General features: G+C 41.6%; 19 protein-coding genes and 1 tRNA gene. 9 read left to right on the forward strand and 11 right to left on the reverse strand.

What is annotated here, in order from left to right:
- The first annotated feature begins 118 nt into the window (after positions 1–118).
- On the forward strand, positions 119–1342 hold the full coding sequence (locus tag KPY62_RS09285; RefSeq protein WP_216581752.1) for a DUF819 domain-containing protein: 1224 nt from the start codon (positions 119–121) through the stop codon (positions 1340–1342).
- A gap of 380 nt (positions 1343–1722) precedes the next feature.
- On the opposite strand, the gene KPY62_RS09290 is transcribed toward KPY62_RS09285, so the two are convergent.
- A tRNA-Ser gene (locus KPY62_RS09290) sits at positions 1723–1813 on the reverse strand.
- Between the two features lie 236 nt (positions 1814–2049).
- On the opposite strand from KPY62_RS09290, the gene KPY62_RS09295 reads away from it, so the two are divergent.
- From KPY62_RS09295 to KPY62_RS09305, 3 genes are all read left to right on the forward strand, one after another.
- Positions 2050–2940, forward strand: a complete 891-nt coding sequence (locus KPY62_RS09295; protein WP_228730636.1) for a DNA/RNA non-specific endonuclease — start codon at positions 2050–2052, stop codon at positions 2938–2940.
- A gap of 277 nt (positions 2941–3217) precedes the next feature.
- Entirely contained in the window at positions 3218–3481 is a 264-nt protein-coding gene (locus tag KPY62_RS09300; RefSeq protein ID WP_216581754.1) for a histidine phosphatase family protein, read from the forward strand.
- Positions 3482–3733: 252 nt separating this feature from the next.
- On the forward strand, positions 3734–4117 hold the full coding sequence (locus KPY62_RS09305) for a DUF2147 domain-containing protein (protein ID WP_216581755.1): 384 nt from the start codon (positions 3734–3736) through the stop codon (positions 4115–4117).
- Between the two features lie 132 nt (positions 4118–4249).
- On the opposite strand, the gene KPY62_RS09310 is transcribed toward KPY62_RS09305, so the two are convergent.
- The 4 genes from KPY62_RS09310 to KPY62_RS09325 all read right to left on the reverse strand — a co-directional run bounded on the left by KPY62_RS09310 (position 4250) and on the right by KPY62_RS09325 (position 9110).
- Entirely contained in the window at positions 4250–5512 is a 1263-nt protein-coding gene (locus tag KPY62_RS09310) for an ammonium transporter (RefSeq protein ID WP_216581756.1), read from the reverse strand.
- A 158-nt stretch (positions 5513–5670) separates the two neighbouring features.
- The gene (locus KPY62_RS09315; protein WP_201622887.1) at positions 5671–6009 is read right to left on the reverse strand and encodes a P-II family nitrogen regulator; all 339 of its coding nucleotides are present in this window, start codon (positions 6007–6009) and stop codon (positions 5671–5673) included.
- A gap of 671 nt (positions 6010–6680) precedes the next feature.
- Entirely contained in the window at positions 6681–7535 is an 855-nt protein-coding gene (locus tag KPY62_RS09320; RefSeq protein WP_216581757.1) for a universal stress protein, read from the reverse strand.
- A 75-nt stretch (positions 7536–7610) separates the two neighbouring features.
- The gene (locus KPY62_RS09325) at positions 7611–9110 is read right to left on the reverse strand and encodes a SulP family inorganic anion transporter (protein ID WP_216581758.1); all 1500 of its coding nucleotides are present in this window, start codon (positions 9108–9110) and stop codon (positions 7611–7613) included.
- Positions 9111–9578: 468 nt separating this feature from the next.
- On the opposite strand from KPY62_RS09325, the gene murD reads away from it, so the two are divergent.
- Together murD and ftsW are read left to right on the forward strand one after the other, a co-directional pair.
- The gene (murD, locus tag KPY62_RS09330) at positions 9579–10994 is read left to right on the forward strand and encodes a UDP-N-acetylmuramoyl-L-alanine--D-glutamate ligase (protein ID WP_216581759.1); all 1416 of its coding nucleotides are present in this window, start codon (positions 9579–9581) and stop codon (positions 10992–10994) included.
- A gap of 257 nt (positions 10995–11251) precedes the next feature.
- Entirely contained in the window at positions 11252–12445 is a 1194-nt protein-coding gene (gene ftsW / locus KPY62_RS09335) for a putative lipid II flippase FtsW (protein WP_216581760.1), read from the forward strand.
- Between the two features lie 111 nt (positions 12446–12556).
- Here the strand turns inward: ftsW and gluQRS are convergent, their stop codons facing one another.
- The 6 genes from gluQRS to KPY62_RS09365 form a co-directional block, all read right to left on the reverse strand.
- Entirely contained in the window at positions 12557–13495 is a 939-nt protein-coding gene (gene gluQRS, locus KPY62_RS09340) for a tRNA glutamyl-Q(34) synthetase GluQRS (protein ID WP_324033940.1), read from the reverse strand.
- 301 nt (positions 13496–13796) lie between these two features.
- The gene (gene dksA / locus KPY62_RS09345; RefSeq protein ID WP_201622892.1) at positions 13797–14237 is read right to left on the reverse strand and encodes an RNA polymerase-binding protein DksA; all 441 of its coding nucleotides are present in this window, start codon (positions 14235–14237) and stop codon (positions 13797–13799) included.
- A gap of 263 nt (positions 14238–14500) precedes the next feature.
- A complete protein-coding gene (locus tag KPY62_RS09350; protein ID WP_228730638.1) occupies positions 14501–15280 on the reverse strand; it encodes a metallophosphoesterase in 780 nt (259 codons plus the stop codon).
- A gap of 423 nt (positions 15281–15703) precedes the next feature.
- On the reverse strand, positions 15704–16507 hold the full coding sequence (locus KPY62_RS09355) for a metal ABC transporter permease (RefSeq protein WP_216581761.1): 804 nt from the start codon (positions 16505–16507) through the stop codon (positions 15704–15706).
- Positions 16508–16599: 92 nt separating this feature from the next.
- Complete coding sequence (locus tag KPY62_RS09360; RefSeq protein WP_216581762.1) at positions 16600–17421, reverse strand: metal ABC transporter ATP-binding protein; 822 nt, start codon at positions 17419–17421, stop codon at positions 16600–16602.
- A gap of 114 nt (positions 17422–17535) precedes the next feature.
- A complete protein-coding gene (locus KPY62_RS09365; protein ID WP_216583284.1) occupies positions 17536–18048 on the reverse strand; it encodes a Fur family transcriptional regulator in 513 nt (170 codons plus the stop codon).
- A gap of 345 nt (positions 18049–18393) precedes the next feature.
- On the opposite strand from KPY62_RS09365, the gene KPY62_RS09370 reads away from it, so the two are divergent.
- From KPY62_RS09370 to atpB, 3 genes are all read left to right on the forward strand, one after another.
- On the forward strand, positions 18394–19227 hold the full coding sequence (locus tag KPY62_RS09370) for a metal ABC transporter solute-binding protein, Zn/Mn family (RefSeq protein WP_216581763.1): 834 nt from the start codon (positions 18394–18396) through the stop codon (positions 19225–19227).
- 146 nt (positions 19228–19373) lie between these two features.
- Positions 19374–19772, forward strand: a complete 399-nt coding sequence (locus tag KPY62_RS09375; RefSeq protein WP_216581764.1) for an ATP synthase subunit I — start codon at positions 19374–19376, stop codon at positions 19770–19772.
- Between the two features lie 532 nt (positions 19773–20304).
- The gene (gene atpB, locus KPY62_RS09380) at positions 20305–21171 is read left to right on the forward strand and encodes a F0F1 ATP synthase subunit A (protein WP_216581765.1); all 867 of its coding nucleotides are present in this window, start codon (positions 20305–20307) and stop codon (positions 21169–21171) included.
- The last annotated feature ends 23 nt before the right edge of the window (positions 21172–21194 follow it).

A 21194-nucleotide genomic window follows, 5' to 3' on the forward strand; every position in this document is an offset into this window, starting at 1 on the left:
CCTATAACGACAAGCAAAAAAATGAGTTTTACGGTGCAGCTCATTGGGACATTGTATTTGCTTAATTATTAATAATTCCCAGTTTTGAGAAACTTACATATCAGGTTTAAGGAAGAACATGATGGAAACATTAATACAGGCTGATGATCATTTAGCGTTGTGGACATTCGTTATGGTTGCCGCAACTTCTGCTATTTTCATTGAACAGCGCTACAAGTGGGCTAGTAAAATTCCAGGCGCCGTCATCGCACTATTGATTGCGATTGCGGCATCGAACATGAAAATCATTCCAATAGATGCCCCTACATACGACATCGTTTGGGGTTATATCGTTCCTTTAGCCATACCTTTACTATTGTTCAAAACAAACATACAGTCTCTGGTTAAAGAAAGTTGGAAGCTCCTACTACTATTTTTAACTTCTTCTATAGCTACCATGATCGGTACTGTTTTGGCATTTTTGGCTTTACGTCACTACATTCCAGAACTGGATAAAGTCAGTGGTATGATTTCAGCATCCTATAGTGGTGGTGGGGTGAATTACGCTGCCATGTCGGCTAAGTTAGCGCCAAGTGAGAGCATTAATGCCGCTACTATCGTAGCTGATAATATGATGATGGCCTTTTACTTCTTAATACTGATTGGCTTAGCTGGCATACCTATTATACGCCGTGTATGGGGCTCGCCGCATACGGATGCAATTGAAAAAAATCCAGAAATGCTAAACAGTCGCACGTTGTCAGAAGCGTTCTGGAAACCCAACCTCATCTCTTTAAAAGATATTGCAATTTGCTTAGCATCATCAATGTTAATCGTATTGATTTCATTCAAACTATCAGCATTTTTACAGGCGGTGTTGGGTACTAGTGATAATATTGTGCTTGGCCTTATCATTAGTTTGATCACTGATAAATATCTGTTATTAACAACTATAACATTCGTCGTAGTTTCTATTTTTAAAAACTCTTTTGAAAACCTTAATGGCAGTCAAGAACTCGGTACTTACTGTATCTATTTGTTCTTTGTAGTCATAGGTATTCCGGCATCGATTAGTTTGATTGTCACCAAAGCACCGCTATTATTTGTGTTTGTATTTATAATTGCTATGGTTAATTTAGCTATTACTATGGGTATAGGTAAATTATTTAAGTTTAATGTTGAAGAGGTGGTACTAGCTTGCAATGCTAATATCGGTGGTCCTACCACTGCAGCAGCTTTAGCTATTAGTAAGGGTTGGACTAATCTAGTAGGCCCGATCCTAGTTATTGGTACTGTAGGTTATGTGATTGGCAATTACGTAGGCACAATTATTTATTTTATAGTCACTCAAATTGGTATGTAAAAACTATCAATGTATAAGTATAAAACCGACACTATTAGCGTCGGTTTTTGCTTTTTAACTCGTCAGAAGTCTGTATTAGCTTTTTTTAAATATATTGAAAAATGTTTGATAAGACTGGTTTTATATTACATTAACTATAACAGTCGGTTTAAGCTTGCCAATCTTGCCACCGTTTAGCTTGCTAGTGTAATCAAGAAGTAGATAAATAAAACAGATAGGATAAATAGAGTTAAACAACAATATTTCAGACAGCAGAATATAATAAGCAAAGACTAGAAGTTTTACTATTATTAAAGGTTTTAAACTGTCAAAGGTTTTAAAGAGTATTTTTGGGAAAACAGAAGAATAAAGCAGAGGTTTGGATTAAGTAGAAAAAGATATGGCGGTGAAGGAGGGATTCGAACCCTCGATACGCTATTAACGCATACACACTTTCCAGGCGTGCGGTTTCAGCCACTCACCCACTTCACCGTTTTTAGACGGCTTAGTATAGCCGATAGTAGCCACAATGTCACGGTTTTGAGAACGGTGATTTTGATTAATAGCGCTTATCTTTCTTTATTGGTCAGCGCCTGCTAGGATAGAGCCTAAGTGTGAACAGCGATAGAGAGATAGAGAGTTAGATGACGACCAACAGTAAGCTAATAACCATAAACCGTAAAAAAAGTGCTGTAACTCAGCTTACAGCAAATCTTAAAATCAGCATTATGAGCATAACCATCGTTGCCATATCAGGATTATCGATGGCGCATGCTGATGACTTGGCGCAGTGTAACCAGTCTTTCTACGCTGGGATTTACCCTGAATTTACTGAAAACAGTAAACTTAGCAAAAATACTCAAGCGTTATGCTTCGATGGTTTTGCGGTGATGTATTCTGGCATCTCACGAACACCGTTATGGTCAGCTGAATATCTGACTCGTGAGCGTTTGACGCAAGCGAAGCTGATCGACCGTGATGACAGTTTTCATGAAGAGAGCCGCTTACCAAAGTCTATGCGTGCCAAACTCGCTGACTACTCAGGTTCAGGCTATGACCGAGGTCATCTAGCACCCAATGGAGATATGGCCAATCGCAGTCAGCAGTACGACAGCTTTAGTCTGGCCAACATTGCCCCGCAGTCACCGCGTAATAATCGTTATATTTGGCGCAATATTGAATCGGCTACTCGTTATCTAACCCAACAGTATGGCGAGGTTTATAGCATTACTGGGGTGGCGTTCACCGATAAAAAAGCTAAGCAACTTGAACAGCGAGTTTTAGTACCTAGTCATTTTTACAAAGCAGTCTATATTCCAACTATCAACCAAGCGGGGGTTTATTACGCGCCGAATGATGAGTCTGAGCGCATAGAGGTTATTAGTTTAGATGAGCTGACAGCGCAGACAGGTATTGACGTTATGCCACTGCTAGATCATCAAACCAAGTCAAAAGCCTTGGATTTGCCATTAAAGGCAGGTAATGAAATGGATCCTGCTAATAACAATAATAACAATAACGATAATGGCAACAATGCTAACACCGTGAATAAAGACCCTGAATGGATGGGGTTTGTCATGGTTATCATCGACTGGCTATTAGCGCAATTAAAGGCTTAGTATTCAATAATTGTCTATTAATATTGACACCTGCTAGAATGTAGTTAAAATAAAACCGCTTAGCTTTTAGGAGTAGGCCACGTCTTCAACTGGCTTAACGATACTATTAAAAATAGACCCTTAAGTAAATGTAGGTACTCAAAGTCCATGAGGACAGTGAGCAGTTAAAGGCCATTTTTAAAGGCTGGTAATGGCAATACTGAACTCATAAAGCCAAGTGTTGTGATACTTTTAACGACAAGTCATTGCTTAATAGCTTAATGGATAGGAGAAAATAATGATTGACCCTTTTGCTAATGATCATCAAAGTATGCAAATTGGTGAGCTAGTTATCGAAAATCAAATGGACAAAATTATTATTTATGGCGACCTTGATTTGCATTTGAATGAGCTTGGACGTGAGCAAGCGGAGCAATTACATCGCTTAACGGAGAAAATCCTACAAGCTTTCTCAGATTCCGATAAAAACAGTAATGACGAGTCAATGTCAAAATTAAAAAGTGACCGAGCAGACGTAAATATAGATAATCCTTTTATGTAACTATTTGATATAGTTTTGATTTTGTAGTAATAATATACTATAAAAAAATTACTAGGCAAAGTTAGAATTTTGCTTATAATGAATTAGTCCAACGTTTATATTGCTCATTACCTTAATTATTATTAGGCGTTTTGATAAACAACTGATAGACGACTGATCAATAGTTAGAATATGGCAAAGGATATAATAAGCGTATAACCCTGTTTTAAAAGTTAACATTTTGAATAATCATCTTACGAAAGGAGTCGATTTATGAAATTATTTACAAAATCTGTGTTAGCAGTAGCTGGAATCAGTATGGCCACTATGGCATTTGCCGCTGACCCGTTGCACAATACTACTTGGCAAACTTTTGATGAAGGCCAACCTAAAGGTCTAGTCAAAATCACCGAATCTAATGGTGTGTTAACGGGTAAGCTAATTGGTGGTTCAACAGAGAAGGCCAAGCAATATATTGGTACTACTGTGATCACTGGCTTGAAGGCAGACGGTAATGGCAAATACAGTGGTGGTAACATTACTGACCCTGCCAAAAACAAAACTTATCGTATGACTGCTAATCTAAAGGGTAATACTTTAGATCTAAAAGGTTATATTGGACCGTTTTCTCGTAGCCAAACTTGGAAGAAGAAATAAGCTATAGGTCTATTTAGATTGTACTTGTTTAGAGCTTGCTTATTTAGATTGTAATGATTAAAACCCCGCTAAACCTATAGGTCTAGCGGGGTTTTTGTTTATACTTGATAGTCTAATGGTCATTATAGCAGCCTATTTAGTGAATTCAGGATAGGCTTCCATACCACATTCTGCTATATCGGCCCCTTCATACTCGTGTTCCTCGGAAATACGTAGACCAACTAGGGCCTTAATGATTACCCAAACTATTAAGCTGGCCACGTATACCCAAGTGAAGATGGTGATAGCGCCAACGAACTGACCTATAAATGTAGCTGCCGGATTAGTGAGGGGTACGATTAATAGCCCAAATAGACCTGTCACCCCATGTACCGAAATAGCCCCTACAGGATCATCGATCTTCATTTTGTCCAAAGCAAGGATAGCTAATACTACAATGATTCCTGCTGCTACACCAAACAGCGTCGCTTGTAATGCTGATGGCGTTGTAGGTTCTGCAGTAATAGCTACTAGACCTGCCAATGCACCATTTAAGAGCATAGTTAGATCGGCTTTACCGAAGATGATACGAGCCAGTAGCAAAGAGCCGATAGCTCCTCCTGCTGCCGCCGCATTAGTATTTAGGAACACCATAGCTACAGTATTGGCGCTAGCGATATCACCCAGTTTCAGTACTGAGCCACCGTTGAAGCCGAACCAACCCATCCATAGGATAAGTGTACCAAGCGCCGCTAGCGGTAGATTAGCTCCAGGGATCGCTCGTATTTCTCCTCTAGAACCATACTTACCTTTACGTGCCCCTAATAGCAACACCCCTGAGAGTGCCGCCGCGGCACCAGCCATATGAACGATACCAGAGCCAGCGAAATCGGAAAAGCCGATATCAGCTAAATTAAATAAGCCAAAGACATCCTTACCACCCCAAGTCCAACTGCCCTCTAAAGGATAGATAAAGCCAGTCATAGCTACTGTGAATAATAAGAACGACCAGAGCTTCATGCGCTCAGCAACAGCTCCTGAAACGATAGACATACAAGTCGCCACAAAAACCACTTGGAAGAAAAAGTCAGCGGCTACTGAATACACTGAGTCACCAGCAAAGCCGCTACTCGCTGACTGAGTCAAGGCATCGGCAACTAAGCTCTCATCACCAGTAATGCCACTCAAAAATAGCTCACCACCATACATAATGGCATACCCACAGATCATGTACATAGTACAAGCCGTAGCGAAAAGTGCGATATTTTTGGTTAAGATCTCAACAGTGTTCTTAGAGCGTACTAGGCCAGCCTCCAACATAGAAAAGCCAGCAGCCATCCACATTACTAGGGCGCCACATATTAAAAAATAAAACGTGTCGAGCGCGTACTGTAGTTCGAAAATCTGACTTTGCATATTAATTCCCCCTTGAATTGTCAATGCAGTGTTCGGTGCTGAGAGTGCTATCGATAGTAGAATCGATGGCCGATCGCAGCCAAGAGCTACTACCTATAGGAGCTTATTAGTGGACTGTAATAAGCGCTATAGAGTGAGCTCAGAAATAGTTAATGCTGTTAGATAGCGTCAGGACCTGACTCACCGGTACGAATACGAATGACTTGCTCAAGCGCCGTCACGAATATTTTGCCGTCGCCAATCTTGCCAGTACTAGCGATGCGAGTGATGGCTTCGATAGCAGGCTCAACCATTTCGTCAATTACCGCCACTTCGACTTTTACTTTCGGTAAAAAGTCCACCACATATTCTGCGCCACGATAAAGCTCGGTATGTCCTTTTTGGCGACCAAAACCTTTAACTTCAGTAACAGTGACGCCTTTTACGCCAATGTCAGACAAAGCTTCACGCACATCGTCGAGTTTAAAAGGTTTTAAAATAGCAGTGATTAGCTTCATAAGAATTTCCTTATCTAAGTGATGTCGCAGGCTGATGCTTGCGCTTTGGTGCATCGTACCGCCACTGTGCTCACTATAATTTATTCAAGAATTGTGCCAAACATGCTCAAAAGGGGTAAGTACGTTTGAACTAAGCAGTCTTAAATTAATTTAGTAGTAACAGCATAAAATGCCTATAACGGCATCTTAAAGGGTATGAGTGCTATGAAAATAGGGTTGATCTATCGTCGGCAGTCCCCGAGCGAAGGTTTTATTATAACCAACTTTAGTAACTTTTTGCGAGGGTATCCTGTGATGATTTGCTAAAAACAGACACCAGATAACCAGCTGACAATGAGTGGAAATGTTCAACGGTGGGCGTTCAGCTTGCTAGTAAGGTAGAGGTAGGGATGATTGAGCAGTACCAGTGCTCGAAGACTAGATCGGATAATAAGGTAAGCTGGGGCAAGCAAAGGGTTAGCTGGACTATCAATAATGACAGTCGCTGGTCGTTGGCTGGTTGATCGTTGATCGATTGCTGACAGTAGCAACCATCAACCATAGCAGCATAGAAATAAGTGCTACTAGTAGTTGATCGTTATTGAGAGACTATCAAAAAAGACTATCAAAGTGGCGAGGGCATAAAGCTTAGAGTGTTAATAGAGTTAAGAATATTTAGATTGTTCACGGTACTAAGATTTTGGGAAAAGTAGATAAGGAGTCTTAGTGCTGCCTAGCAGTTTTTTAGTATCGCTACCTTGCAACAGCTCGCGAAAGCGTGATTGTCCAAAAGCGCCAGTCATTAGCAGACCTATATTATGTTCGCTTTGATAATAGTTGAGAGCAGCACTGACATCACGGCAGTCTAGTAGCTTTTTCTTACAACTAAGCCCCGCTTGTTTGAGACGAGCATAGGCTTCTCTTAAAGCATCACAGTTTTCAGAATTCTCTTTGCCGACCATAACGATGTGGATAGTTAGCGTGCGCACTAATGGAGTTTTACAGAGCCAATTGAGCATTTTATGAGTAGTAGGACGATTATCAAAAGCAAATAAGGCAGTAGTTGGGGGCAAAAATGGTGCAGGAGTCACCAAAATAGGGCAGTGGCTAAGACGAATTAGCTGGCACAAGGTCGATTTACAAGTTACTTGATGACCGATGACCAGGAGCTGGGCTATGTCATCGATATAATCGATACTTTCGCTTAGATTTTCATGCCTATGCAAAGGATAAGTCTGACGTTTAGGTTGATGCTCTAGACAATAAGCCGCTGCTTGGTACAACAACAGCCTACCATGGGCTTTTAGCTCACTGTTACTCAGATGCTCCTTACTAGCAAACTGATCGAGCAAGTAGCTTTCATCATCGATATTTAGACAGCCGGAATAATCGATGGCTGCTTTTTGTTGCATACTAGGCACTGCATGCAGCAGACCTATCGGCGCTTGCATACGCTTCGATGCCCACATGCTAGCATCCAACACTGACTGCACGTGATCAGGACAATCCAAACAAGCGATAACGCTATCTGTTTTTAAATTACTCATAACACCGTCACATCATCTAGCAAGGTAAATACAGGCAAACCGGAGCGCTCATATACGCCCATTAATCAATACGCCTTAATCAAGCAAGCCAATGTCACGACGATCATGGATAGAAAAGCGATCAATCAAAGTACGGCTAGCATTATTAAGCCCTACTACTCTGACATCAATGCCTTCACGTTGCAAGCGTATCACTAGCTTATCCAAAGTATCGACGGCGCTAATATCCCAAAAGTGGGCTTGGCTTACATCGATCTCGATATGGTCTAAAGCTTCTTTAGTATCAAAACTATTCAAAAACTGAGTCGTTGAAGCGAAGAACACTTGTCCCTGCACATAGTAATAGCGAGTGTTGCTACTATCATCATATTCACTAAAGACCGTCAAGAACTGACCTATTTTATTAGCGAATGATAAGGCAGATAGCAATACACCCACGCCCACACCATAAGCTAAATTGTGGGTGAACACAGTAGTCAGCACTGTCGCTAACATAACGATATTAAAGGACATTGGATGGGTCTTAAATTCGCGAATAGATTGCCAATTAAAGGTACCAATCGATACCATAATCATTACTGCTACTAAAGCGGCCATCGGTATTTGACTGACCCATTTGCTTAAGAATACCACCATAATCAAAAGCACCACACCCGCTATCAAGGCTGATAGGCGTGTGCGTCCCCCTGATTTTACGTTGATCATTGACTGACCAATCATCGCGCAGCCAGCCATACCACCGAAAAAACCAGCAACTACGTTGGCAATACCTTGACCACGGCATTCACGGTTCTTATTACTAGGCGTATCAGTCAATTCATCAACAATAGTAGCCGTCATCATAGACTCAAGCAGACCAATAATCGCTAGGGTAATAGAATAAGGAGCAATGATAAGTAAGGTATTTAAATTAAGGGGAATGTCAGGCAACAAAAACATAGGTAGCGAGTCAGGTAACTCACCCATGCTGCCAACATTACGAATGTCCAAATTCAGGTACATAGCGACTGCGGTAAGCCCAACGATACAGACTAAGGGTGAGGGCAGCACGCGACCGATTTTAGGAATCAACGGAAACAGATAGATAATAGCTAATCCGGCAGCGGTCATAATATAGACCGTCAAGCCTACTCGCTCAGTCATCGGATTTAGTTCCGGTATTTGGGCGGCGAAGATCAAAATCGCCAGAGCATTGACGAAACCTATCACTACTGAGCGTGAGACAAAACGCATTAAGTTGCCAAGCTTTAAGATACCCATTACAATCTGCATAGCACCACACAGTAAGGTGGCGGCTAATAGATACTGTAAGCCATAATCAGCGACTAGATCAACCATCACTAAAGCCATAGCTCCAGTCGCCGCTGAGATCATCCCTGGGCGGCCACCTACAAAGCTAATGACTACGGCGATACAGAAAGAAGCATATAAGCCTACTTTTGGATCAACGCCAGCGATAATAGAGAAGGCAATGGCCTCTGGAATCAGCGCTAGTGCAACCACGGTACCCGATAAAATATCACCGCGTACATTAGAAAACCATTCGTCACGTAAGCTATCAATATAAGATGTCATAAGTAAACTGCATAGGGTTAAAGGCAAAAAAAGTAATCATTATTGAAAGGGAGCGATGATCCATAATAGAGGATGGCCCGCCTTCAATAAGCTACCGCGTTGCTCAATAGATCAATACTATTGAGCACTAGTGCGAGATCATTTAGGCTAATAATAAAGCATGATAAATGAGCATAAAGCCTAAATAATGACTATAGCTACTGAGTCGTTGCAGTATATTTAATGATAAAATATGATGAAGCGTAAGTAGCTACGACGAAGTAGGCTGAAACAAGGTATCAACCATACATAATGAAAGTATTAATAGAGAAGTAATTAATGGCTGTCGATTGGCCATAAAAGTATGCGCATAATAGCATAAAGTGGCAAAAAAGCAGTATCGAAACATGAACGATAGCGTTATGATGCCATGCAATGGAGCAATAAGACCCAACTAGTAGTATAACCCGCAGTATAAAAGGATAAAATATGACTAGCCTTGCCACAATAGATACTCTAATTCAAAAAGGCGGTGGCCTACAAGTAGTAGTTGGCTTAGGGCAGTCAGGGCTCTCGACAGCACGTTATCTAGCCGAACAAGGCTATCGAGTAGCAGTAACTGATAGCCAAAGCGTACCAAAACTGGCCGATCAATTACCCGCAGCAGTTGAAATACGTCAGTTTGGAGACATCGATGCTGAATTACTGCTACAGGCAGCACGTATCATCATTAGCCCTGGTATTTCACTAGCCACGGCCGCTGTTGCTGCTGCTCGTCAAGCTAATATTCCTGTCATAAGCGATATACAGCTTTTTTGCGAAGCTTGTAACGTACCTATAATAGCTATTACTGGCTCTAATGCTAAGAGTACAGTGACTACTTTAGTAGGACAAATGGCTGCTGATGCTGGTGTTGACGTTGGAGTGGGTGGCAATATTGGAGTACCAGCGCTGACCCTATTAGCCAATGCTAATATGCAGTTAGCAGTACTAGAGTTGTCCAGCTTTCAGTTGGAGACAGTGACTAATCTAGGCGCACAAGTAGCCACTGTGCTTAACATGTCGCCTGATCATCTGGATCGCCATGGTGATATGCTTGGCTATCATCAAGCCAAGCACCGTATCTTTCATGGCGCAAAGTCAGTAGTGATTAATCGTGAGGATGCGTTAACCCGTCCTTTAGTGGCGGACAATTTACCACGTATAAGTACAGGTATTCATGCGCCTGACCAAAACCACTTTGGACTTATTACTGAGCCTGATGGACAGATCTATTTGGCACGCGGCACTGAACTGCTGTTATCGGCAGATAAGCTGCTGATCAAAGGTCGTCATAATTTGCTTAATGCGCAAGCGGCGCTAGCGCTCGGTGAGCTGGCAGGTCTACCCCTCGAGAGTATGCTTAATACTCTGCAACAGTTCACTGGCCTTGAGCATCGTTGTCAGTACTTAGCAACCGTAGCAGGTATTGACTATTTCAATGATTCTAAAGGTACAAATATAGGTTCAACAATAGCCGCTATTGAAGGCTTAGGGGCAGTATATGCTCCCAAAGATGGCAAGTTACTTTTGATATTAGGCGGTCAAGGCAAGGCGCAGCAGTTTGGTGAGTTGAGTCCTTATATTAATAAGTATGTCAGCCAAGTTTTATGTATCGGTGAAGATAGTGCTCGGATCGAACAGGAGTTGCGCGCCGCCAAGCTCAGTGATGAGGTTAGATTGCATCAGTGTCAAACTTTGGACAACGCCTTTGTTATTATTCAGCAGCTGACTGAGAGTAGTCTATCGCAAGTACAAGCCGTACTACTGTCTCCTGCCTGTGCCAGCTTTGATCAGTTCAGTGGCTATGCAGCACGCGGTGAGTATTTTGAGCAGTTGGTCAAGCAACTTGCTTGCAACAACTGATACTACTAACGCATAGTGGTATATGAGTAGCTAGTAGCATTGTACTAAGATAAACCATTGTTTTGCCAGTCTATTACTGCTACTGTGCTTTAAAGACGGTGTTATCCCCAGAGCTATGCTGTAGCAAAGACCGTTGGCTATCAAAAACAGTTTTTAGCAGCAAGCAGGTTGTTTATCGTTAAACGGTGGCGTCTTTTTCTTATATAGGCTAGGCGCCGTGTTCTTCGTTCGTTCGTTCGTTAGTGTGTTTAAATATTATGGCGCTCTCCTTTCTTAATAAATCTTCTAAATCTCAAGCAACTACTGGCTCAGATGGCGTCCTTTCGCTGCCGTCAGTACGTTCTATACTGTTATCTAGTGTTGGCTGTATCATGGTGTTGAGCTTGCTCATGGTAGCGTCTGCTTCGATACCTTTTGCGCTGAGTCGTGGTATGACTGAGTTGCATTTCTTCGATCGTCAGCTGCTATATATGGGTATAGGCTTGTTCGCAGCGATGTTGGCCTATTATCTAGTACCGCTAAAGACCTTGTATCAGACAGGCACTCAATTTATCTTGTTGGGTATCACAGCCTTGCTATTAGTAGCTACCTTATTCGGTACGCCCATTAATGGCTCTAAACGTTGGCTTAATTTAGTGTTTATCAACTTTCAGGTTGCCGAGCTTGCCAAGTTAGTGGTTATTGTTTTTGTCTCTGATTTTGTGGTGCGACGTTCTTTTGAAGTGCGAAACGGTTGGGATGGGTTTTTGCGTATATCCTTAGTCATAGGCATGTTGACTTTGTTATTACTGCTGCAACCTGATTTTGGCTCCTTGGTAGTCATAGTTGGCACCGTATTTGCGATTTTCTATATCGCTGGCGCGCCTTATAAGCAGTTTTTAGCACTAGGTGCGGTAGTTGGGGCTCTTGGCGTCCTAGCAGTAACCTTAGTCCAGTATCGACTCACGCGCGCTTTGTCATTTTTAGACCCTTTTGACGATATTCAAGATACTGATTATCAGTTGGCACGTAGCCTTATCGCTTTTGGCCGTGGTCAGTTCACTGGCGTAGGTTATGGTGAGAGCGTACAGAAGCTATCGCATCTACCTGAAGCCCATACTGATTTCTTGTTAGCGATTACTGGTGAAGAGTTAGGCTTCGTTGGGGTGACCATGGTGCTGTTGCTCGAAGCGCTGATCATTGGTAGCGCTATGCGCATTAGTTATAATGCCCTCAAACGTCGGCAGATGCGTATGAGCTATACCGCTTTTGGTATTGGGGTTATTTTTATTGCTCAGACTATCATTAATGCGGCGATGAACATGGGCGCGATGCCAACTAAAGGTCTGACTATGCCATTCTTCAGTTACGGTGGATCTTCAATGTTGATTAGTTTAGTGATGGTAGCGTTATTATTAAAGATTTATAAAGAAAGCCCTGAGATAGAAAAAAGCCAGTGCCGTTATTTCTAATCTTCAACGCTATTTTCTTTCTGTTTTCTTTTTATAATGCTATAACGAAAAACCAAATGCTTATCAAAAAACGCCGCTACTGCTAATAGCGGCGTTTTTTTCAGCGCACTTTTAGTCCTCAACTATAGCCAATTGCTGTCGGCCTTGTAACGGCGCATTATCCCATTGGGTAATAGCTTGCGCTAGCATACGTTCTGGGGTATCTATATCCACAGCGGGTTGCTGTAATAAGCGCAAGGCAGTGGCTAGTAGTTCACTAGGCTGGCTAGTATCTATAGGTTGTGCCAAATTCTGCTTAGAGAGCTTTTGACCTTCAGCGTTGAATAGCAATGGCAAATGATACCAGTAATCAATAGCCGGTAATTTAGCCGCCTGCATGATAGCTATCTGTGCGGTAGTCATCGGTAAGATATCGAGGCCACGCATTATATGAGTTACTTGTTGCAAGCCATCATCAATACTAGCCGCTAAGATATAGTTAATGAGGCCGTCTTGTCGACGCACCACCATGTCACCTAAGGTTTGCTGGGGATTAGCCCATTGTAGCCCTTGGATATGATCCATAAAACCCATGTCATAATCCGGTAGTTGTATACGCAGCTTATGCTGATGCTCATCAAGATCAGCAGCGATACAACAGCGAGGATAGCGCTGCCGATCAGGCTGATGAAGGCTCATAGAACTATCGATTGAGTATTTGTCATGGAGTATAGTAGCTGTTGGTTGCTGCTGTGCCCAAAAATTTGCTAGGCTCTTACGCGAGCACTGACAGCCATAAGTTAGCGGACGCAGGTTCGATGCTAGATACTCATTATAGATGTCAGTACGCTCAGACTGATAGATAACATCGCCATCCCAGTGCAAACCTAAAGCCTCTAAATCTAATAGTATCTGCTCGCTAAACTGGGCATCACAACGCTCAGTATCAGTATTCTCAATACGTAATAACCAGTCGCCACCCAAAGATTTGATGTGGCAAAAGCTAGCTAGCGCTGTAGTCAAAGAGCCAAGATGCAACTCACCCGTAGGCGAAGGTGCAAAGCGACCAATAGGACGCTGCGGCGCTTGAGTAGTCGTAGCTGAAAGTGCAGTGCTAGCACTATAAGCACTAGTAATATAATTATTAGCAATCAAAATAAGTAACTGTCAAAAGTAGCAGAATGAGCCAGCTAGGATAAGTAAAATAAAGCTAAAAAGATATTCCTAAAATACAGCTATTTTGTGAGTGATCTGCTAACAGTGCTTAAAACAACCTATAAGAATATTGGCAGCTATAATGTAAAAAGCGACCTTAGATAAGGTCGCTTTTTTAACAGTTAGTTTAAGAGGTTGCCTAGCTAATACTAAGGGTCTAGGTGTGACCTTGGTTTTGACGCTCTTTCATCTCAGATAAAGTCTTGCAATCGATACATTGAGTCGCCGTTGGGCGAGCTTCTAAACGACGCAAGCCAATTTCTACGCCACAAGTTTCACAAAAGCCATAGTCATCGTTTTCAATCTCTGACATAGACTTATCGATTTTGCGGATAAGTTTACGTTCACGATCGCGAGTACGAAGGGCTAAAGCGAACTCTTCTTCTTGCGTAGCGCGATCATTGATATCCGGCATAGAACTGGACTCATCTTGTATATAAGTTTTAGTGCGGTCAGCCTCACCTATTAACTGACCTTTCCAGTCTAGTAAGATGGCTTTAAAATGCTCTAATTGCGCCTCAGACATATACTCTTCGTCTTTGGCCGGCACATAAGGGCTAAATTTTACATCACTCGGATTTGTGGTTAGGGTGCTCATATGGGTATCCTATTTTTTCAAATTAATCCAACAAAACGTTCTCTCAAAAGACAAAATATTACCACTGTTATAGAAAGCTAAACGCTGTCTTCCTGCAAAACGTTTTACCACTGGGTAACGCAATCAATACAGCTTATCTGGCTATTTATTCACCCTTAAGTTCTTTGTCATTATAGGGAGGGTAGCCGTATTTTTATTCCTATATCAGCTATCATAGCCGATATTTAGTTACAGCAATAGTATTATGCGAACAATATTGGCGCTCAAGTATCCAACCTTTCGACCCAGCTTGCAACCTGCCCATTGTTGGCTAATTGCAACCAACGATAACCAGGACGAGCATTGTTATCATAACTAAAGCTCTCTTCAAAGGGTTTATACTGATAACAAGTCGATGGCGTAGTGTAGACCGTAACCCCATTATGATGTTGGATTTGTTCTTGGTGGGTGTGGCCGTTAATAATCACTCGTAAATGTTCAAAGCTTGCCATGCGTTGCCAAAACATATCAGTATTTTTTACGATATGCCTATCTATCCAGTCTGACTGCATGGGTATAACGTGATGGTGCAAAGCCAATAATGTTGGTTTATGGCAATGAGTTAATTGTTTGCATAACCAATCAATATCATCGTTGCTAATTTCACCAGCGATTTCGCCAGGAATAGCCGAGTTTATTAATAGTAATTGCCAGTAAGCAGTATTGATCACTTGGCGACTTAGGAGACGTGAATCAGCAGGTTGAGCGACAAGGTATCGCTGATCAAAAGGCAGCTCTTCTCCTACTTCATCGGTCACATCGTGGTTGCCTGCGATACAAGCAAAAGGGATGCCGGTAGCATTCAAGACTTCATAGATATAGTCGTAGATAGCGGGTTCGACTTTATTTACTAAGTCGCCAGTGACTAAAATTAAGTCACAGTCAATTTGTTGATTAAGGGCTTGCTTTACAACCGATTCAAAGCCGTACTGACAGCTTGGTGTAGAGGTTGGGCTATCATTAGCAGTCGGATGGGTTGATATATGCAAATCAGTAATTTGCAAAATATTTAAATGCTTGCTCGGTGTTTTGATGGGGTAGACAAGGTTAGTCGGAATAAGATCAACTCCTCATTAAGCCAAAATAGTGCTGGTATCAGTGAGTCGGATATAAAGATTCAGTGGTTTATGTACTAATCAATAAGCACTGATTATACCAATAAACGACAGCTAATGAGTCCATTTTTCAGCTCATCAGTCAATGGCCAAGCTTTATAAAAGACCAGTTGTATAGGCTTATATCTTATATATAGATGGCATTTATAGCATGAATTCTGTAACAAACTCAATATTATTTAGCAAAAAAGTAAAATAATGTTTAACAAAATACTTTTGTTATTAAATCTTTAGTTGCCCGTCGTAATATAAGCTTTTACAGTAATCTAGCTGTACCGCTGCTCTATTGATACTCTAGTACTCACTACCTCTTTATGACTTTGCCGCTAAAGTCTTAGAAACTATAAGGGCGATCAAGAATATGATTGCCAGCACTAATACAATGGCTAGTCCAGTCTGAATATCAAATAAAATACTACCCCAAACCCCTAAAGTGACTCCCAATTGTGCTACTACTAAAGCCATTATCACCATTTGCTTAGGTGCTGCTGAATACAAGCGTGCGGTTAAGGCGGGCAAGACTAACAAACCGCTAATTAATAAGCTACCCACTGCTTGTAGTGCAATCGCACAAAACCCTGCCAATAGCCCCATAAAGAATAGGCGCTGGCGAGTAGGGTCGATACCTTGGATACGGGCTAACGCTTCATGAGTCGCAAGCTTGACTTGCGCCGGCCAAATATAAACTAGCAAGGCCAAGCCTAGCGCTACACTGACGCTAAGTAATGGTAAATCTGCCCAATCAAGATCTAATAAGTTACCGAATAAGAAGCCCAAAATATTGGCTTGTTGATCAGTCAGCTGCGTCAAAGTTAATAAGCCTAAACACAATAGCGTGACGGCTACTACTGCTAGTACAGCATCGACTGGCAAGCGCTCATCATCGACCAATACTAGTCCCAACACCACTACAATGCTGACTAAAGCTACACCTATACCCATTGGTAACTGCCACCAAACCGCTAGAGCGACGCCCAGTAACGTTCCGTGCGCTAGAGCATCGGCAAAAAAAGCCATGCGTCGCCATAATACCAAACAGCCAAGCGGTGCTGAGAGCAACCCTAAAATACTACCGGCAATCCAAGCCGGAGCAATGATAGCTAACCAAGCAGTCATAACTAATATCGTCCATTAAATTTTAATAAAAGCCAAAAGCTAAATGTTACTAACAACTAACCTTAGCTAAAAGTAGCTAGGCAGCTGTTTGTCTACCTCGACATTGCGCTTGGCGCATGATGCTCACAGGCGTGAGGCTGATGGACATACGGCTGCTCATAGTGATGACCAAACAGCTTTTGAAATTCAGCAGTGACCGCCAGCTCGCTAGGTTGACCTTCGCAGCAGATATGTTTGTTAAGGCATATCACTCGGCGACTGCCTTTCATCACCCAATGTAGATCATGAGAGACTACTAGCATCGCACAGCGTAAAAAATCTGGTAACTCATCGATAAACTGATACAGCCAAAGCTCAGTATCGGGATCAAGGCCTTGCATAGGCTCATCCAAAATCAGTAAGTTAGGCTTATCTAATAAAGCTCTAGCAAGCAGCACTCGCTGAGTCTCGCCACCAGATAGATGCAGCATTTGCCGTGGTAATAAATGATTTAAGGATAAGTTGTCAAAAATAAACTGCCGTTGCTCAGTATTTAGACGGCGCTGGTCTGCTTGCGCTAATAAATCTTTTACTCGTAGTGGCAAAATAGGCGGTACCGCAAAGCGCTGTGGCACATACCCTAATTGTAGCGGTTGATGAGTGACGATTTGGCCTTTGCTAGGCTTGAGTAGACCTAAAATAAGCTTAACTAGCGTTGACTTGCCAGCTCCATTAGGGCCGATGAGGCTAAGAGTCTCATTGACAGCGATATCTATATTAATATGGGATACCAAACGCTGTGGGCCAATCTCGTAGCTGATATTTTCTAGACTGAGTAGCTTAGGGCTAGCATCGACTTTTTGATGACTTATATTAGTGTCAAGCGCTTGACCCGAATTAATGGCAAGATGCTGAGGAGCAATAGACTGTTTCATGGTATGACTGCTAACGGTTAATGAATAGTGGTTAACGAATAATGATTAGTTATTAGGTTTTAATAGTAACTTACCAAGTTCAAGCTTAAAAAGCAGCTAATGTTCCTGATAAGGTTATTGGCAATCTTGGCAATGCCCGCTCAATTCAATAACACTACGGGCAACCTTAAAGCCCACATCTTGCTCTGCAAAAATCATCATTTCTTGGATAGGCAGGCTGCTACATTCTTGCACCCGTTGACACTGCTCACAGATAAGAAAAGCGGCAGTATGTTGCGCACGCGGATGACAGCAAGGCACATAAGCGTTGATTGAGGTCAGTTGATGAATTAAACCTTCGCTCAATAAAAACTCTAAACTGCGATAAACCGTTGGTGGAGCGACGTTTTTTGGCGTTTGCTTGCCTGAGCTATCGTCTGTGCTATCAGCAGCGTTATCTAATAAGCGTATTTGCTGTAGCTGAGTGATTAAGTCGTAAGCACCAACTGGCTGATTGGCGGTTAATACTAGCTGATATATCTGCTGACGTAATAGGGTGAAACGTACTCCACGCTTACGGCAGTCCTCTTTTGCGCTAGCTAAGCGTTGAGCAACATCTTCCGCTGTGGATTGCTGTACATCATGCAGATGGTCGGTATCGACATATCTATTAGCGCAAGAAGTCACAGCATAATTAGAAATGGTAGTGGACACCTTACAGACCTCCAAAATAATAGTGCATATTCAATTGTTATAGTATAACATAATGATAAATAAAATTACTCACTCATAGCATTATAATTTTGCTCATCATTTATCAAAAAATGTTTATTAAAAAGCATTTAATAAAATAGTTATAGGACAAAACCCCACATGTCTAATAATCAACAAATTTTTGCTAATATCCTAAGTAAGCAACGAGTGACACGGCTTTTGAGCAACCTCTCATCGCTAGGACTAAGGCTTAAGTTTTGGCCAGCAAAAGCATTATCAATGTCAACAGTTTTAATAGCTATGCTGTTAAGCTCAGTAATAGTGAGCAATACACAAGCGGCAACGGTAAGCGTTAGTAACTATCCACTTTTTCTGTTAAGTGAAGCTGTGACAGCAGGCGCGCCATCAGCTAAGCAACTGTTACATGCAGGCGAGGTGGGGCATCATGGTAGCATCAGCCCTGGTGATATTAAAGCCATTCAAGACAGCAAATTTGTAGTTTGGTTTGGTGCCCCTTTAGAGAATAACTTGGCAGCTAGTTTAGATAAAGCCCCCAATGCTATCTCCTTATTTGCTTTTAAGGCCTTTACTAGACACCCGCTACGTGAAGTACAAGGCACGCCTATTGCTAATACTCTAGATCCGCACATCTGGCTCGATCCAGAAAACGCTAAAGCTATTACTCGTGCACTAGCTGTGATTCACAGTCATGCCAATCCGCAGTACAAGTCGCTCTATCAAGCTAATGCGAAAAAATTCGCTCAGCGTATGGATCAAGCAGTAGCAAGCCAAAATAAGGTTTTAAAGCAACAACCTTACTGGGCCTATCACGACGCTTATCAGTATATAGAGCAAGCGGCAAAGCTAAAGCTTATTGGTAGCTTGAGTGTGGATGAACATTTAGCCCCCAAAGCTAGCCAGTTACGTTGGCTAAATGAACAGCGCCCTGCCAAGTCAATGTGCTTAGTCACTCAAGGTAAAGTGGCTAAAGGGTTGTTGGCTAAGCTGCAACCAGTGACTAGTACTGTACAGCTGGAGGATATGAGTGCGAGTAAAGATTTTGTACAAGGATGGCAAGATATGGCGCAGCAAATACGCAGTTGTATAAACTGATAGGGTAGGGAGGGAGGCAAAGCTAAACACTTGATAGCACCCATTATTCTCCTTGCTTCAATACAGCTTAGCCCTTATCATAACTGGGATTTTATTTAGATGAATAAGGGAATATCGCACTGATATTTTACACTTTAGGATAGCTAATGACCCAACCTGCCAAACGCAGCCAAAAACAACAAATAAGAGTTTATCTTAAGCGACAGACTTGGGCGTTACTGCTAGTAATCGTTGCAGCTTGGCTGATAGATAATAGCTGGTTCAATGGTGAATTAGTAGTAGCAAAAAGTGCCGCTATCGGTGGCTTATTAAGCTTTATGACCCAAATGGTATTTGCTGTCTTTATGTTTAGTCATAGCGGGTACCAAGCGCGTAACCGCATTGTTAGCCAATTTTTTAGAGGTCAGGCCCTAAAATGGCTGCTAACAGTGTTTGGTTTTGCTTTTATTTTTATCACTATAAAACCACTATCTGCGCCAGCCTTGTTGCTTGGATTTATCGTTATGAAAATAAGTCATGTGCTAATGTTGGGTCGTATTAGATAACGCTATAAACTAATAGCAGCCGTAATACACCTAATTTTTGTTAAAAACAACATTTAAAAATAAAATCTTACAATTTAATTATCGACGTAAAGCCATACTAGCAAAGCTGTTAGCCATTAACTTAGTCATATAGTAGATAAAAAACGAATAATTGCCTTTACACGAATACAACGCTGCATTAATATACACAACTAATTGTTTTGCTCAACCGTACTTAATTGAGCGACAGTCTCGCCGAATGGATACAGGCAGACAAACATATAATATATTTATATGTGAATACTAAGGGCTAGTAGTTATTACTCATAAGCCCTTTTTTTATAGCTACGTTTTATGAAAAGCTAATGAAAACAAGTATTTGCATGCAAGGTATAAGTTAAAATAGGGTGGCTGTTATTGATTATTGGGACGCTCAAGTAGCGTTTATTTGTGTGCTGTATCAGCGCAGTAAATATTCATACTTAAGTCTCATCAGATGACAATCATATTTTTGGTAGTTGAGTAAATCGTTGATTAATAAGAAGCTTATATTATGGCAGGCGAGCAAACAACAACAGAATATATCTCTCACCACTTAACGAACTGGACGTACGGCTATCTGCCGGGCGAAGGTTGGAAAGTTGCCTACACTGCTGAAGAAGCCAGTGCAATGGGCTTTAAAGCTATCCACCTTGATTCTATGCTTTGGTCAATTGGTTTAGGTATTGTTTTCTGCGCTATCTTTTGGATGGTTGCTAGAAAAGTCACTTCAGGTGTGCCGGGTAAACTACAAGCCGCTGTTGAGATGATCGTTGAGTTCGTTGATAACAACGTTCGCGACTCTTATAGTGGTACCTCAAAGCTAGTAGCGCCTTTGGCGTTAACTATCTTTGTGTGGATTTTCTTAATGAACTTGATGGATTTACTACCCGTTGATTTTATTCCTATGATTGCTGGACAAATCGGCGCCATGATGGGACATGATCCGCATCATGTGTTCTTTAAGATTGTACCAACCACTGATCCTAATATCACCCTTGGTATGTCCTTTTCAGTCTTTATATTGATTCTATTTTATAGTATCAAAGAAAAAGGTTTAGGCGGCTTTATTGGCGAGCTAACACTGCATCCGTTTAGCGCCAAAAACCCTATCGTACAAATTATTTTAATACCCATCAACTTTATCTTAGAGTTTGTTACTTTAATAGCTAAGCCTATCTCTTTAGGGTTACGACTATTCGGTAACATGTATGCTGGTGAGTTGATTTTCATACTGATTGCCCTAATGCCATTTTGGATTCAGTGGGCGTTGTCAGTACCGTGGGCTATTTTCCACATCTTAATTATTACCCTCCAAGCGTTCGTATTTATGATGCTGACTATAGTTTATATGTCACTTGCATCATCAACTGAACATTAATTAGACATTCAATAGGTAAATGA

Source organism: Psychrobacter sp. TAE2020, assembly GCF_018919485.1.
In the GTDB taxonomy this organism is placed as follows: domain Bacteria; phylum Pseudomonadota; class Gammaproteobacteria; order Pseudomonadales; family Moraxellaceae; genus Psychrobacter.

Coding starts and splice junctions, on each gene's coding strand:
- KPY62_RS09285 (WP_216581752.1), top strand. CDS start 119: ATGATGGAAACATTAATACAGGCTGATGATCATTTAGCGTTGTGGACA.
- KPY62_RS09295 (WP_228730636.1), top strand. CDS start 2,050: ATGAGCATAACCATCGTTGCCATATCAGGATTATCGATGGCGCATGCT.
- KPY62_RS09300 (WP_216581754.1), top strand. CDS start 3,218: ATGATTGACCCTTTTGCTAATGATCATCAAAGTATGCAAATTGGTGAG.
- KPY62_RS09305 (WP_216581755.1), top strand. CDS start 3,734: ATGAAATTATTTACAAAATCTGTGTTAGCAGTAGCTGGAATCAGTATG.
- KPY62_RS09310 (WP_216581756.1), bottom strand. CDS start 5,512: ATGCAAAGTCAGATTTTCGAACTACAGTACGCGCTCGACACGTTTTAT.
- KPY62_RS09315 (WP_201622887.1), bottom strand. CDS start 6,009: ATGAAGCTAATCACTGCTATTTTAAAACCTTTTAAACTCGACGATGTG.
- KPY62_RS09320 (WP_216581757.1), bottom strand. CDS start 7,535: ATGAGTAATTTAAAAACAGATAGCGTTATCGCTTGTTTGGATTGTCCT.
- KPY62_RS09325 (WP_216581758.1), bottom strand. CDS start 9,110: ATGACATCTTATATTGATAGCTTACGTGACGAATGGTTTTCTAATGTA.
- murD (WP_216581759.1), top strand. CDS start 9,579: ATGACTAGCCTTGCCACAATAGATACTCTAATTCAAAAAGGCGGTGGC.
- ftsW (WP_216581760.1), top strand. CDS start 11,252: ATGGCGCTCTCCTTTCTTAATAAATCTTCTAAATCTCAAGCAACTACT.
- dksA (WP_201622892.1), bottom strand. CDS start 14,237: ATGAGCACCCTAACCACAAATCCGAGTGATGTAAAATTTAGCCCTTAT.
- KPY62_RS09355 (WP_216581761.1), bottom strand. CDS start 16,507: ATGACTGCTTGGTTAGCTATCATTGCTCCGGCTTGGATTGCCGGTAGT.
- KPY62_RS09360 (WP_216581762.1), bottom strand. CDS start 17,421: ATGAAACAGTCTATTGCTCCTCAGCATCTTGCCATTAATTCGGGTCAA.
- KPY62_RS09370 (WP_216581763.1), top strand. CDS start 18,394: ATGTCAACAGTTTTAATAGCTATGCTGTTAAGCTCAGTAATAGTGAGC.
- KPY62_RS09375 (WP_216581764.1), top strand. CDS start 19,374: ATGACCCAACCTGCCAAACGCAGCCAAAAACAACAAATAAGAGTTTAT.
- atpB (WP_216581765.1), top strand. CDS start 20,305: ATGGCAGGCGAGCAAACAACAACAGAATATATCTCTCACCACTTAACG.